Consider the following 14,477-nt stretch of genomic DNA (forward strand, 5'->3'; position numbering starts at 1 on the left):
GATGCGATTGATTTTTTAGCTATTATTTTAATAGCAATATCAATACCAGATCAGGCGAACAGTTGGGCCAGCGCCAGCCCTGGGTCGTCCGCGCGCATGAACGCCTCGCCCACCAGGAAGGCGTGCACACCGGCATCGCGCATGGTCTTCACATCCTGGGGCTTGAGGATGCCCGACTCGGTCACCAGCAGGCGGTCTGGCGGCACGTCTTTCAACATGCCCAGCGTGGTGTCCAGCGTCACCTCGAACGTGCGCAGGTTGCGGTTGTTGATGCCCACCAGCGGCGTCTTGAGCTTGAGCGCCCGCTCCAGCTCCGGCCGGTCGTGCACCTCCACCAGCACCGCCATGTCCAGGCTGCGCGCGATGGCCTCAAAGTCGGCCATCTCGGCATCATCCAGGCAGGCGGCGATCAGCAAGATGGCGTCCGCCCCCATCGCGCGCGACTCGTAAATCTGGTACGCATCGACCATGAAATCCTTGCGCAGCACAGGCAGCGAGGTGCTGGCGCGCGCCTGCTTGAGGTAGTCGGGCTGGCCCTGGAAGAACTGCCGGTCGGTCAGCACCGACAGGCACGCCGCACTGACCTTGCCGTCGCCTTCCATGTAGCTCTGGGCGATGTCGGCGGGCTCAAAGTCGGCGCGCAGCACGCCCTTGCTGGGGCTGGCCTTTTTGATTTCGGCAATCACCGCCGCCTGGCCCTTGGCAATCTTGGCGCGCAGCGCGCCTTCAAAGTCGCGGGTGAGCACACGGCTTTCGGCGTCGGCGCGCATGGCGGGCAGCGACAGGCGCTTTTGGGCAGCGGCCACTTCTTCGTGCTTGACGGCGACGATTTTGTTGAGGATGTCACTCATGGAAAAACCTGGTTGGTGGGTATCACGCGGCAGCGCCTGCCAGCGCATGCGTGCGCGTGACCAGTTGCTCCAGCTTGGCCCGCGCCGCGCCCGATGCAATGGCCGCACGCGCTTTTTCAAGGCCTGCTGGCACCGAATCAACCACATTGGCTGCATACAGCGCCACGCCAGCGTTCAGGCACACAATGTCGTGCGCCGCGCCGGGCTCGCCTTTGAGCACGCCTAGCAGCATCGCGCGCGACTGCTCGGGCGTTTCGACCTTGAGGGCGCGGTTGCTGGCCATGGCCAGGCCAAAATCTTCGGGGTGGATTTCGTATTCGGTGATCTGGCCGTTTTTCAGCTCGCCTATCAGCGTGGCAGCGCCCAGGCTCACTTCGTCCATGCCGTCGCGGCCATACACCACCAGCGCGTGCTCTGCGCCCAGGCGCTGCAGCGCGCGCACCTGGATGCCCACCAGGTCGGGGTGGAACACGCCCATCAGGATGTTGGGCGCGCCTGCCGGGTTGGTCAGCGGGCCCAGGATGTTGAAGATGGTGCGCACGCCCAGTTCCTTGCGCACCGGAGCCACATTTTTCATGGCCGGGTGGTGGTTGGGCGCGAACATAAAGCCAATGCCCACCTCGGCAATGCACTGTGCGATGGCCTCGGGCGGGAGATTGATGTGGATGCCCAGGGCTTCCATCACATCAGCGCTGCCGCTTTTGCTCGACACGCCGCGCCCGCCATGCTTGCTGACCTTGGCGCCCGCAGCGGCGGCCACGAACATCGAGCAGGTAGAGATGTTGAAGGTGTTGGCACCGTCACCACCGGTGCCCACGATGTCCACCAGGTGCTTGCTGTCGGGCACATGCACCTTGGTGCTGAACTCGCGCATCACCTGTGCGGCGGCGGTGATCTCGCCAATGGTTTCCTTCTTCACGCGCAGACCGGTGATGATGGCAGCCGTCATCACGGGCGACAGCTCGCCCTGCATGATGAGGCGCATCAGGTGCAGCATCTCGTCGTGGAAGATTTCGCGGTGCTCTATGGTGCGCTGCAGCGCTTCCTGGGGGGTAATGGGCATGTCTATGTCTCCTGGGTTGGCGTTCAGGCCGCCGGTTGATCAGTAAAGGCCAGCTTGAGTCCGAAGCCGATGAACATGGCACCCGCCACGCGGTCGAGCCAGTGCATGCCCCGCCGGATGACTGTGGCACGCCGCGCCATCCACGAGGCCGCCAGCGCCCAGCCCACATTGACCGGGATGGCGTTCACATTGAACAGCACGCCCAGCAACACAAAGGCCAGCGCCTTGTTGTCAGCCCCCGGCGCAATGAACTGCGGCACAAAGGCCAGAAAGAAAATGGCAACCTTGGGGTTGAGCACATTGGTCCAAAAGCCGCCGAGGAACACCTTGCGAAGGTTCGTGTGCTGCGCCGAGCCTGCCCTGGCAGCCACCAGCGCAGCCGTGTTGCCGTCATCGGCGGCGGGCCTGGACAGCAGCATGCGCGCGCCCATCCACAGAAGGTAGGCCGCGCCCAGCCACTTGAGCACGGTGAATGCGGTGGCCGATGTGGCCAGCAGGGCACCCACACCCGCAGCGGCCGCAAAGATGTGCACGAAGCAACCGGCGGTAATGCCCAGCCCGGCCACGACGCCTGCACGGGTGCCCGAGCGCAGCGCATTGGTCAGGATGTAGAGCACGTCCGGCCCGGGCGTCAGATTCAGCAGCCAGCCTGCGGCGATGAACATCACCAGCTGGTGGCTGTCGATGATCATGCGCGCTGCTCCAGAAAGTTCTTGAGCATGGCGTGGCCGTGTTCGGTTAGGACGCTTTCGGGATGGAACTGCACGCCCTCGATCGCCAGCGCCCGGTGGCGCACGCCCATGATCTCGCCGTCATCGGTCCACGCCGTCACCTCCAGCACATCGGGGCAGGTGGCGCGCTCGATGGCCAGCGAGTGATAGCGGTTGACGGTGAACTGCTCGGGCAGCCCCGCAAACACGCCCTTTTGCGCCGTGGTGATGACGCTGGTCTTGCCGTGCATGAGCTGCTGCGCGCGGATGATGCGGCCGCCAAACGCCGCACCAATGGCCTGGTGCCCCAGGCACACGCCCAGGATGGGCAGCTTGCCGGCAAAGTGCTGGATGGCTGCCACCGAGATGCCTGCCTCGGCGGGCGAACATGGGCCGGGCGAAATCACCAGGCGGTCAAGCTGCCCGGCCGCGAGGCGCGCTTCGATCTCGGCCACGGTGATTTCGTCGTTGCGAAACACCTCCACGTCCGCGCCCAGCTCACCGAAGTACTGGACGATGTTGTAGGTGAAGCTGTCGTAGTTGTCGACCATCAAGAGTTTCATGCGGCGCTCCCTGCGGCGTCACGGGCCGCTGGCGGGTTCTGGGCGGCATCGGCCTGCCCTGCGCGCAAGCGCGCGAACTCGCGGTGTTCATAGGCGATGGAATGCTCCATCAGGCTGCGGTACATGGCCTCGACCACATCAGGCTGGCCGCCATGGCGGGCGGCAGCGGCACGCACCCGCTGAACGATGGCCTCGATGCGCGCCTCGTCACGCACCACCGAAGCGCTGGGCTTGATGCGCGCAGCCTGCGTCATGTAGCCGGTGCGCTGCACCAGCAGCGGCACGAGGATGTCATCCAGCGCGTCGATGTGGCGGCGCACATCGTCCATGGTGGTGCAGGGCTGCACCAGATCAATGGCTTTGGCGACGGGGCCGGTCATTCCAGTCCCTCCTCCACCAGCTCGGCAGCGCGCAGCAAGGCCCGGGCCTTGTGCTCGGTCTCGTTCCATTCCAGCTCGGGCACCGAATCGGCCACCACGCCAGCCGCTGCCTGCACATACAGCGTTCCGTCCTTGATGATGCCCGTGCGGATGGCAATGGCCACATCCATATCGCCCGCGTAGCTCAGGTAGCCGCAAGCGCCTCCGTACAGGCCGCGCTTGGTGGGCTCCAGCTGGTCAATCAGTTCCATCGCATGGACCTTGGGCGCGCCGGTCAGCGTGCCCGCCGGAAAGGTGGCCTTGAGCACATCCATGCTGGTCATGCCATCGTTGAGCATGCCTTCCACGTTGCTCACGATATGCATCACGTGGCTGTAGCGCTCCACCACAAAAGCCTCCGTCACCTTGACAGTACCCGTCCGGGCGATGCGCCCGATGTCGTTGCGCGCCAGGTCGATCAGCATCACATGCTCGGCACGCTCCTTGGGGTCGTTGATGAGCTCCACCTCGGCGGCCTTGTCCTTTTCGGGCGTGGCTCCGCGCGGGCGGGTACCGGCCAGCGGGCGGATGGTGACCTTGGTGCCTTCGTCCGTCTTTTCCTGGCGCACCAGAATTTCGGGGCTGGCGCCCACCACATGAAAGTCGCCAAAGTCGTAGAAATACATGTACGGCGACGGGTTCAGCGAGCGCAGCGCGCGGTACAGGGAGAGCGGGCTTTCGGTGTAGCGCTTGTGGATGCGCTGGCCCACCTGCACCTGCATGAAGTCGCCGGCAGCGATCAACTCCTTGGCGCGCTCGACCGCGGCCAGGTAGTCAGCCTTGGCAAAGTCGCGCTGCGCGGGGTGGCTTTCGGTGGCTTTGACCACCGGGGCACTCACCGAATATTTGAGCTGGTCCTTCAGGTCACGCAGCCGCTTCTTGGCCCGGGCATACGCCTCGGGCTGGGCCGGGTCGGCATAGACGATGAGATAGAGCTTGCCCGAGAGGTTGTCGATGACCGCCAGTTCCTCGCACTGCAGCAGCAGGATGTCGGGGCAGCCCAGCGTATCGGGCGGGCAGGTGGTCTCGAGCTTTTTTTCGATGTAGCGCACCGCGTCGTAGCCGAAGTAGCCGGCCAGGCCGCCGCAAAAGCGTGGCAGACCGGGGCGCAAAGCCACCTTGAAGCGCTTTTGGTACTCCGCAATGAAGTCCAGCGGGTTGCCTGCGGCAGTCTCCACCACCTGACCGTCATTGACCACCTCGGTGCGCGCCGCAGCGCCAAAGCCACTGGCCCGCAGCAGCGTGCGGGCGGGCAGGCCAATGAAGCTGTAGCGACCAAAGCGCTCGCCACCCACGACAGATTCAAGCAGAAAACTGTGTCTGCCGCCGTCCTTGGTGCGCGCCAACTTCAGGTACAGCGAGAGCGGGGTTTCCAGGTCCGCAAAGGCTTCGGCCATGAGCGGAATTCGGTTGTAGCCTTCGCGGGCCAGGCTTTTGAATTCAAGTTCTGTGATCACGGGGAGGGCTCCCAGCTGTCGCAGCGAGCATCCCTGGGCACAGAATGCGTGGCACTGCGGTTCATTCAATCGGCCTCCCCGCAACAGAAAGGGAGGAGGCCACGGGTGGGGCACGCTGCGGCGCCGGCGCGCCCAGGTGCCATCAGGCGTTCAAAGCGACAGGCGGCCGCCAGGGCCAGGCTCCCCGGTCGCTGCAACCTGTGATGAACACGTGGTGAATGAACATGGGGCCGAAGTGTAGCAAAGCTTGCACCTAGGAGCCCGTCGGACTTGGAGCGTCGAAAGCGAAAATCGGCCCCAGCGAGGACAGTTTTTGCCGAATTTGCAGCCCCATAGCCGAGCTATGGGGCAAATAGGCGGTGAAAAATGGACCGCTGCGGTCGATTTGCAGCCGACGATTTCCAAGTCCGACAGGCTCCTAGGAGCCCATGATGCTGGGCGATTCACCCGCGCCCATCCGCGCACCGTGGCGCAGTGCCAGGCAAGACACTGCCGGTTATGAAGCGGCGCCTGCGTAGTTCACAATCCTCCACAAGTGGCTGGCCCAGCCCGGCGACGATCAGGTCACCCGCGCCGCGCGGCATTGCGGCACCCGCTTTCCACCCCTTGCCCTGACGATCCAGCATCCATGCAGCTATACAACTACTTTCGCTCCTCGGCCTCGTTTCGCGTGCGTATCGCGCTGCAGATCAAGGGCCTGGACTATGACTACATCCCGGTTCACCTGGTCAAGGGCGAGCATCGTGACCCGGCCTTTGTAGCGCGGGTCGGCGACGCGCTGGTGCCCATGCTGGTCACCGATGGCGGTGCGACCCTGTCGCAGTCCATGGCCATCATCGAATACCTGGACGAGAGCCACCCCACGCCCCCCCTGCTGCCGTCCACACCGATGGCGCGGGCGCGCGTGCGTGCCCTGGCGCAGATGGTGGCCTGCGAAATTCATCCGCTCAACAACCTGCGGGTGCTCAAGTACCTGGTCAACGAGCTGAAGGTGACTGAGGACGCCAAGACGGCCTGGTACCGCCACTGGGTTCGCAGCGGTTTGGAGGCTTTTGAGCGGCAGTTGCAGCTGCTTTCGCACGAGCGCAGCGCGCAGGGCCTGCCGCCGTCGGTGCTGTGCTGGGGTGATGCCCCCACGCTGGCCGACTGCTGCCTGGTGCCACAGATCTTCAATGCCCGGCGTTTCGATGTGGACCTGAGCGGCCTGCCGCTGACGCTGGGCGCCTTTGACGCCTGCATGGCGCTGCCCGCGTTCCAGCAGGCCCAGCCGTCGGCCTGCCCGGACCACGAGGCGTGAGCCGCCGCATGCTGCCCCGCGCTGAGCCGTCGCCAGTGCTGCCTGCGGATTGGCTGGTGCCGGACTGGCCTGCTCCGGCTGGCGTGCATGCACTGTGCACCGCGCGCAGCGGTGGCGTCAGTGCCGCGCCGTACGCCAGTTGCAACCTGGGCGACCATGTGGGCGACAACCCGGCCGCCGTGCGCGCCAACCGCGCCCGCCTGACCGATGCGCTGCAAGCCGTCACGCCAGGCACCAGGCCCGTGTTTCTGCGGCAGGTGCACGGCCATTGCGTGCTGTCACTGAGCGCCGCAACCGCCGATGGTGCCGAGGCCGACGCCAGCGTCACCACCGAAACCGCCGTGGCCTGCACCATCATGGTGGCCGACTGCCTGCCGGTGCTGCTCGCCCACGCCTGCGGCTTGGCGGTGGCCGCCGCCCATGCAGGCTGGCGCGGTCTGGCAGGGCAGGGCGGGCGCGGCGTGCTGGAGGCGGTTTTTGAACAATTTTGTGCGGTTACGCACGACGTGAATCACTTTGATGCTACTATTTCAATAGCAAATTCGAAAAATCTTGCGGGCCCTCACACGCAGGCGGCCGCTGCCCGGGCCGCCGTGGCTGATCAAACCCTGGCCTGGCTGGGCCCCTGCATCGGCCCCACGGCATTTGAGGTGGGGGTGGAGGTGCGCGAGGCTTTCTGCGGCGCCAACCCTGGCGCAGCCGCATGCTTTGTCGCGCATGCGGGGCATCGTGGCAAGTTCCTGTGCGATCTGGCGGGGCTGGCGCGCCTTCGACTGCAGTCGCTGGGCATCACCCGCATCTATGGCAACGATGGCAGCGCGCCCTGGTGCACGGTGACCAACGCCTCACGGTTCTTTTCGCACCGCCATGGCAGCGCCCGGGGTGAGGGCAGCGGACGGTTCGCCGCCTGCATCTGGAAGGGGTGATGCGCCCTCCGGCCCCGGCGCTGCGGTGGCCGCGTGCGCGCGCGCCTGCTCCTGCGCCGCGTCGTGAGCCGCCTGTTCGGCCGCCTCGCGCGCCTTGATGGCGCGCTTGCGCGAGGGTGTGCCCAGGATGTAGACCAAAATACCCATGGGCAGCAAGCCGTACAGCGCAAACGTGATGATGGCCCCCAGCACGGTGCCCGTGGTGCTCGTGGCCTCGGCCACCGCCATCATCAGAGTGACGTAAGCCCAGGCAATGACGATCAGGTACATTGTTTCCCCATCAAAAGTTGTTGTTCCACGGCGTGGGCAACAATCGACACAAATATTGAGCAAAATCCATTCAGCCTGCCGAGCAGGGTGAACAACCATCGAGGAAAGAGCATGACGACCGACTCACAGTGGGCAGAAAGCGCCCAGCAGTTCCAGAAAATTTTCGAGGAAGGCTGGGCACAGACACTGCAATCACTGCAAAAGCTCGATGTCGGCGCACCGGTACCGGCCACCCCGGCCATCAAGTTCGCCCCTGAACGGCTCCAGGAACTGCAGCAGCAGTATCTCAAGGAAGCCCAGGAACTTTGGTCGCAGGGCCTTCAAGGCAAAGCCGAGGTCAAGGATCGCCGCTTTGCCGGCGAAGGCTGGGCCAGCAACCCGGTAGCGGCTTTTTCAGCGGCGGCCTACCTGCTCAACGCCAAAGCTCTCATGGGTCTGGCGGATGCGGTTGAGGCAGACGAAAAAACCCGTGCCCGCATACGCTTTGGCGTGGAGCAGTGGATGGCGGCCATGTCGCCCAGCAATTATCTGGCCTTCAACGTCGAGGCGCAGAAAAAGGCGATTGAAACCAAGGGTGAGAGCATTGCCAAGGGCATGCAGAACCTGCTACACGATATCAAGCAGGGCCACGTGTCCATGACGGACGAGAGCCTCTTTGAGGTGGGCCGCAATGTGGCCACGACCGAAGGCGCGGTGGTGTTTGAAAACGAACTGTTTCAGCTGCTGGAGTACAAACCCCTCACGGCCAAGGTGTACGAGCGCCCATTTCTGCTCGTGCCGCCTTGCATCAACAAGTACTACATCCTTGACCTGCAGCCCGAGAATTCGCTGATCCGCTATGCCGTGGAGCAGGGCCAGCGCACCTTTGTGGTGAGCTGGCGCAACCCGGATGCTTCGCTGTCGCACAAGACCTGGGACGACTACGTCGAGGGCGGCGCGATGGCTGCGGTGGATGTGGTGCAGAAGATCACGGGCGCAGAGCAGATCAACGCCTTGGGCTTTTGCGTAGGCGGCACCATCCTGAGCAACGCACTGGCAGTCTTTGCCGCCCGTGGCGAAGAACCCGTGGCCAGTGCCACCTTCCTCACCACGCTCATCGACTTCACCGACACGGGCATCCTGGATGTGTTCATCGACGAGGCTTTCGTCAAGTTCCGCGAGATGCAGATGGGCCAGGGAGGGCTGATGAAGGGTCAGGACCTGGCCTCGACCTTCAGTTTTCTGCGCCCGAACGACCTGGTGTGGAACTACGTGGTGGGTAACTATCTCAAAGGTGAGACCCCGCCTCCGTTCGACCTGCTGTACTGGAACAGTGACAGCACCAACCTGCCTGGCCCTTTTTACGCGTGGTACCTGCGCAATTTCTACCTCGAAAACAAGCTCGTGCAGCCTGGCGCCCTCACGGTGTGCGGCGAAAAGCTCGACCTCCATCAGCTCACCCTGCCCGTGTACATCTATGGCTCGCGCGAGGACCATATCGTGCCCGCTGCGGCGGCCTACGCCTCAACCCAGGTGCTGCCGGGCAGAAAGCGTTTTGTGATGGGCGCATCGGGCCACATCGCTGGCGTCATCAACCCGCCCGCCAAGGGCAAGCGCAGCCACTGGATCCGGGCCGACGGCAAGTTTCCGGCCACGCTGGACGCCTGGCTGGCCGGTGCCACCGAGCATCCCGGCAGCTGGTGGACCGACTGGTCAAACTGGCTCAAGGGCCATGCGGGCAAGCAGATCGCCGCGCCCAAAGCCTACGGCAAGGGGGCCAAGTTCAAGGCCATCGAACCGGCTCCGGGCCGCTACGTCAAGCAAAAGGCCTGAAACGCAACAGGCGCTGGGGTGGGGTGATCCGAGGTGCGGCGTCCGGCATGAGGCACCTCCAAAGCCCGACCAGCGCTGAGACCAGCCACCCGGGCGTCCGGTGTCTGAACAGTTCGATGTTGCATCCATCACGATTACGCAGTCGCACGTACATCCGTCGCTGCGAAAATCACACCAGTTAACCCCTCCCAACCACAAGGACCATCTCATGGAAGACATCGTCATCGTTTCGGCAGCCCGCACCGCAGTGGGTAAATTTGGCGGCGCGCTCGCCAAGGTTCCGGCCACGGAGCTGGGTGCCGTCGTCATTCGCGAAGCCATTGCCCGCGCCGGCCTGTCGGACGCGCAAGTGGGCGAAGTCATCATGGGGCAGGTGCTGACCGCTGGCGTCGGCCAGAACCCGGCGCGCCAGGCATCCATGAAGGCGGGTGTTGCCAAGGAAACCCCGGCCCTGACCATCAACGCCGTGTGCGGCTCGGGCCTGAAGGCGGTGATGCTGGCAGCCCAGGCCGTGGCCTGGGGCGACAGCGAGATCGTCATCGCCGGTGGCCAGGAGAACATGAGCCTGGCCCCTCACGTCCTCAATGGGTCGCGTGACGGTCAGCGCATGGGCGACTGGAAGATGGTCGACTCCATGATCGTCGATGGCCTGTGGGACGTGTACAACCAGTACCACATGGGCATCACCGCCGAAAACGTCGCCAAGCAGTACGGAATCAGCCGTGACATGCAGGACGCCCTGGCGCTGGGCAGCCAGCAAAAGGCAGCCGCTGCCCAGGATGCAGGCAAGTTTGTGGATGAAATCGTGGGTGTGAGCCTGCCGCAGAAGAAGGGCGATCCGATCCTCTTTAATACCGACGAGTACCTGAACCGCAAGACCAACGCCGAGGCGCTGGCGGGCCTGCGCCCCGCTTTCGACAAGGCGGGCAGTGTGACGGCCGGTAACGCGTCGGGCCTCAATGACGGTGCCGCCGCGGTGGTGGTGATGACGGCCAGGAAGGCCGCCGCGCTGGGTCTCAAACCGCTGGCGCGCATTGCCGCTTTTGGCACCAGCGGGCTGGACCCCGCCACCATGGGCATGGGCCCGGTGCCTGCCTCGCGCAAGGCGCTCGAGCGTGCGGGTTGGAAGGCGGCCGACGTTGACCTGTTCGAACTGAACGAGGCCTTCGCCGCCCAGGCTTGCGCTGTGAACCAGGAGCTTGGCATTGACCCTGCCCGCGTCAACGTCAACGGTGGCGCCATTGCCATTGGTCACCCCATTGGCGCATCGGGCTGCCGCATTCTGGTCACGCTGCTGCATGAAATGCAGCGCCGCGACGCCAAAAAAGGCCTGGCAGCGCTGTGCATTGGCGGCGGCATGGGTGTGTCGCTCGCGCTCGAGCGCTGATTGCACCGAAGGCGCCCGGCGATCGGCCAGGCCGCCTGCACCCGCGATCGGCGGCTGGGGGCCACAGCAGTGGCCCCGGCGCAGCAACGGCACCAAAAAATGCCCCGTTTTTAGTGTTTACCTTCACGGGAGCCAGTGCTTTCTTGGTTAGAGTGCAGGTGAAACAGAATTTCAACCGGCGAACAGGAGAAAACAGATGAGCCAAAAAATTGCGTACGTGACGGGAGGGATGGGCGGTATCGGCACTGCCATTTGTCAGCGGCTGCACAAGGATGGATTCAAGGTCATCGCGGGCTGCGGCCCTACGCGGGACCATGCCAAGTGGCTGGCTGAGCAAAAGGCCCTGGGTTACACGTTTTATGCCTCGGTCGGCAATGTGGGTGACTGGGATTCGACGGTCGAAGCCTTCACCAAGACCAAGGCCGAGCACGGCACGATTGATGTGCTGGTGAACAACGCGGGCATCACGCGTGATCGCATGTTCGTCAAAATGTCCCGCGAAGACTGGGACGCCGTGATCGAAACCAATCTCAACAGCATGTTCAACGTGACCAAGCAGGTGGTGGCGGACATGGTTGAAAAGGGCTGGGGCCGCATCATCAACATCAGCTCGGTCAACGGCGAAAAGGGACAGGCGGGCCAGACCAACTACTCGGCAGCCAAGGCCGGCATGCACGGTTTTTCGATGGCGCTGGCGCAGGAGCTGGCCACCAAGGGCGTGACGGTGAACACCGTGAGCCCGGGCTACATCGGCACCGACATGGTCAAGGCCATTCGCCCGGACGTGCTGGAAAAGATCGTGGCCACGGTTCCGGTCAAGCGGTTGGGCGAACCCAGCGAAATCGCATCCATCATCGCCTGGCTGGCCTCGGAAGAAGGTGGCTACGCCACCGGTGCCGATTTCTCGGTCAACGGTGGTCTGCACATGGGCTGATGGGCCTTTGTTGCGCGGCCCGACGGGCTGCGCAACGCCCGAAAAGCAAAAACCCCGCAATGCGGGGTTTTTTATTGGGCTTTTGTCAGGCTCAACCGGTGCCTGGATTCTTGGGGAGCCGCCTCACGCAGAACGCAGTGACTGGCTGGTTTCCTGGTGGGGTGCGTGGTGCCCTCAGGTTGTGATGCGGCGCACAAGGCGGTTGCGCATCACGCCATTGATGCTCAGAAACGGGCCGGAGCGCGCTTGCGATCGCGTTCGTCTTCGGGCCAGGCAGACAGGATTTCGTTGCGGTTCATTTGGAAAAACTCCTTGGATGAACCAACAACGTGCCCCAGAGACAGGCCGTTGACACCATTTCGAAAAAAAATGCAATCCGTCATGCGCCGTAGCGCAGGCCGCTAAATGATCCTGATTTGATAGCGCCTTATCCAGTACTGTCGCGCGCAACACTGGGTTTTTTTATATTTTTTGCTGCACCCACTTGCATGGGTGCCTGTCAGATCAGGCCGTCGTGTCTTCCAGGGCCGCTGAAATCTCCAGCCAGCGTTCCTCCAGTCTGGCCGTTTCGTCGTGGTTGGCCTTGAGCTTGCGGCCGCATTCAGCGATTTCGCTCGGGGCTGCCGGGCGGGACAGGGTGTCTTCCAGCGCCGCGCGTTCGGCTAAGAGGGCCGCCAGTTGCTGGTCGATCTGTTCCAGCTCTTTGCGCAGTGGCCGGGTCTTTTCGGCGCGAAGCTGGCGGGCCTGGGCGTCGAGCTTGCGCTGCTCGCGCCCGTCCTTGCCGAAAGGAGCCGACGGGCCTGTCGCAACGGGGGGCGTTGTCTCGGCGGCCGCAGCGGGCCGCAGGGGTGGCGCCGGTGCCTGGCTTGGGTCCGAGGGCAGTTCACTGGCCTGCAAGCTGCTTTGCCGGTCGGCCTTGTCGCTGTCTGCCAGGCGCGCCAGCTCGCGCAGTCGCTTGGATTCTTCCAGCAGGTAGTTCTGGTAGTCGTCCAGATCACCATCGAAGGGCCCGACCTTGCCACGGCCGACCATCCAGAAGTCTTCGCACGCCGAGCGCAGCAGCGCACGGTCGTGGCTGACCAGCATGACGGTGCCATCAAAGTCGTTGAGCGCCATGGCCAGGGCCTCGCGGGTGGCCAGGTCCAGGTGGTTGGTGGGCTCGTCCAGCAGCAGCAGGTTGGGGCGCTGCCAGACGATCATGGCCAGCACCAGGCGGGCTTTTTCGCCGCCACTCATGGTGCCTACGGCCTGCTTGACCATGTCGCCGGTGAAATTGAAGCTGCCCAGATAACTGCGAAGGTCTTGTTCGCGGCTGGGTTGCCTGGCGTCGGGCCCTAAATCCCGGGCCAGGCGGATCATGTGTTCCAGCGGGTTGTCGCCCGGGCGCAGAACGTCCAGTTCCTGCTGGGCAAAGTAGCCGATGTTCAGGCCCTTGCCCTCGGTGATGGTGCCGCCCAGGACTTTCAGGGTGCGGGCGATGGTTTTGACCAGCGTGGACTTGCCCTGGCCGTTGGCACCCAGAATGCCGATGCGCTGGCCCGCAAGCACCGACCGGTTCACGCCCGAGAGGATGGTGGTGGGCACACCTTCGTCGTCCATGTAGCCAAACGATGCTTCGCTGATCGCCAGCATCGGGTTGGGCAGGTTGGCCGGTTCCTTGAACTCAAAGGTGAAATCGGCCTCGGCCAGGACCGGGCCGATCTTCTCCATGCGTTCGAGCTGCTTGACGCGGCTTTGCGCCTGCTTGGCCTTGCTGGCCTTGGCCTTGAAGCGGTCAATGAACTTTTGCAGGTGCGCCATCTTCTCCTGCTGCTTGGCAAAGCTGGCCTGTTGCAACTCGAGCTGCTGGGCGCGCAGTTCCTCGAATTTGCTGTAGTTGCCGCCGTAGCGGTTGAGCTCGCCTTGCTGGATCTGCAGGGTGACGTTGGTGATGGCATCCAGAAACTCGCGGTCGTGGCTGATCACGATCATGGTGCCCGGGTAGCGCTTGAGCCAGGCTTCGAGCCAGACCAGGGCGTCCAGGTCCAGGTGGTTGGTGGGCTCATCGAGCAGCAGCAAATCGCTGGGGCACATCAGCGCGCGCGCCAGTTGCAGGCGCATGCGCCAGCCGCCCGAGAAGCTGTTGACCGGTTGTTCGAGCTCGCTCACGCGAAAGCCCAGGCCCAGAATCAGCGCCTGGGCGCGTGCCACGGCGTCGTGTGCTCCGGCATCGTGCAGGTCTGAGTAGGCATGGGCAATGGCCATGCCGTCGTCGCTGGCTTCGGCCTCGGCCAATTGCTGCTGCACCTCGGCCAGGCGGGTGTCGCCCTCCAGCACAAAGTCGGTGGCCGACTGGTCCGTTTCGGGCATGTGCTGCGCCACCTCGGCCATCCGCCAGCTGGTGGGAACACAGAAGTCCCCGCCATCCTCGTGCAGCTTGCCGCTGAGCAGCGCAAACAGACTGGACTTTCCCGCACCGTTGCGCCCCACCAGCCCCACGCTTTCGCCGGGGTTGATGGTGGTGGACACGCTGTTGAGCACGACTTTCGTGCCCCGCCGCAGGGTTACATTTTTGAGGGTGATCATCCGGGCAAGAGAAAAAAGCGCACCCGCGCAGGGCGGGTGGCGTAGCTATCGGGCGTGCAGCGAAGCAATCCGCTGCGGGCTCCTAGGAGGCTGTCGGACTTGGAGCGTCGAAAGCGAAAATCGGCCCCAGCGAGGACAGTTTTTGCCGAATTTGCAGCCCCATAGCCGAGCTATGGGGCAAAAAGGCGGTTAAAAATGGACCGCTGCGGTCGATTTGCAGCCG

Annotated in this window: 13 protein-coding genes; 5 read left to right on the top strand and 8 right to left on the bottom strand. The window is 63.9% G+C overall.

What is annotated here, in order from left to right:
• Positions 1-50: 50 nt before the first annotated feature.
• Genes trpC through trpE form a run of 6 tightly spaced genes read right to left on the bottom strand, consistent with a single transcriptional unit; the run spans position 51 to position 5,063 of the window.
• A complete protein-coding gene (gene trpC, locus ACK543_RS02655; protein ID WP_409941315.1) occupies positions 51-851 on the bottom strand; it encodes an indole-3-glycerol phosphate synthase TrpC in 801 nt (266 codons plus the stop codon).
• A 22-nt stretch (positions 852-873) separates the two neighbouring features.
• Positions 874-1,914: an anthranilate phosphoribosyltransferase gene (gene trpD, locus ACK543_RS02660; RefSeq protein WP_409941316.1), complete on the bottom strand. Its 1,041-nt coding sequence runs from the start codon at positions 1,912-1,914 to the stop codon at positions 874-876.
• 23 nt (positions 1,915-1,937) lie between these two features.
• Positions 1,938-2,606 (bottom strand): LysE family translocator, encoded by a 669-nt coding sequence (locus ACK543_RS02665; RefSeq protein WP_409941317.1) that lies wholly within the window; start codon positions 2,604-2,606, stop codon positions 1,938-1,940.
• Positions 2,603-3,187: an aminodeoxychorismate/anthranilate synthase component II gene (locus ACK543_RS02670; protein WP_409941318.1), complete on the bottom strand. Its 585-nt coding sequence runs from the start codon at positions 3,185-3,187 to the stop codon at positions 2,603-2,605. Before ACK543_RS02670 ends, ACK543_RS02665 begins: the two co-directional genes overlap by 4 nt.
• Positions 3,184-3,567: a chorismate mutase gene (locus ACK543_RS02675; protein ID WP_409941319.1), complete on the bottom strand. Its 384-nt coding sequence runs from the start codon at positions 3,565-3,567 to the stop codon at positions 3,184-3,186. The genes ACK543_RS02670 and ACK543_RS02675 overlap by 4 nt, the downstream gene beginning before the upstream one ends.
• The gene (trpE, locus tag ACK543_RS02680) at positions 3,564-5,063 is read right to left on the bottom strand and encodes an anthranilate synthase component I (RefSeq protein ID WP_409941320.1); all 1,500 of its coding nucleotides are present in this window, start codon (positions 5,061-5,063) and stop codon (positions 3,564-3,566) included. Before trpE ends, ACK543_RS02675 begins: the two co-directional genes overlap by 4 nt.
• Positions 5,064-5,691: 628 nt before the next feature.
• On the opposite strand from trpE, the gene maiA reads away from it, so the two are divergent.
• Both maiA and ACK543_RS02690 read left to right on the top strand, forming a co-directional pair.
• Complete coding sequence (gene maiA / locus ACK543_RS02685) at positions 5,692-6,360, top strand: maleylacetoacetate isomerase (protein ID WP_409941321.1); 669 nt, start codon at positions 5,692-5,694, stop codon at positions 6,358-6,360.
• An 8-nt stretch (positions 6,361-6,368) separates the two neighbouring features.
• Positions 6,369-7,286, top strand: coding sequence for a polyphenol oxidase family protein (locus ACK543_RS02690; RefSeq protein ID WP_409941322.1), 918 nt, complete (start codon positions 6,369-6,371; stop codon positions 7,284-7,286).
• On the opposite strand, the gene ACK543_RS02695 is transcribed toward ACK543_RS02690, so the two are convergent.
• Entirely contained in the window at positions 7,206-7,556 is a 351-nt protein-coding gene (locus tag ACK543_RS02695; protein ID WP_409941323.1) for a hypothetical protein, read from the bottom strand. The genes ACK543_RS02690 and ACK543_RS02695 overlap by 81 nt on opposite strands.
• 111 nt (positions 7,557-7,667) lie before the next feature.
• On the opposite strand from ACK543_RS02695, the gene ACK543_RS02700 reads away from it, so the two are divergent.
• The 3 genes from ACK543_RS02700 (at position 7,668) to phbB (ending at position 11,689) form a co-directional block, all read left to right on the top strand.
• Positions 7,668-9,368, top strand: coding sequence for a PHA/PHB synthase family protein (locus ACK543_RS02700; RefSeq protein ID WP_409941324.1), 1,701 nt, complete (start codon positions 7,668-7,670; stop codon positions 9,366-9,368).
• A gap of 208 nt (positions 9,369-9,576) precedes the next feature.
• Positions 9,577-10,755, top strand: a complete 1,179-nt coding sequence (locus ACK543_RS02705) for an acetyl-CoA C-acetyltransferase (RefSeq protein WP_409941325.1) — start codon at positions 9,577-9,579, stop codon at positions 10,753-10,755.
• Between the two features lie 196 nt (positions 10,756-10,951).
• Complete coding sequence (gene phbB / locus ACK543_RS02710; protein WP_409941326.1) at positions 10,952-11,689, top strand: acetoacetyl-CoA reductase; 738 nt, start codon at positions 10,952-10,954, stop codon at positions 11,687-11,689.
• Positions 11,690-12,193: 504 nt separating this feature from the next.
• On the opposite strand, the gene ACK543_RS02715 is transcribed toward phbB, so the two are convergent.
• Positions 12,194-14,254 (bottom strand): ABC-F family ATP-binding cassette domain-containing protein, encoded by a 2,061-nt coding sequence (locus tag ACK543_RS02715; protein WP_409941327.1) that lies wholly within the window; start codon positions 14,252-14,254, stop codon positions 12,194-12,196.
• Between the last annotated feature and the right edge of the window lie 223 nt (positions 14,255-14,477).

This window comes from Acidovorax sp. (assembly GCF_046341535.1).
GTDB lineage: Bacteria > Pseudomonadota > Gammaproteobacteria > Burkholderiales > Burkholderiaceae_C > Acidovorax.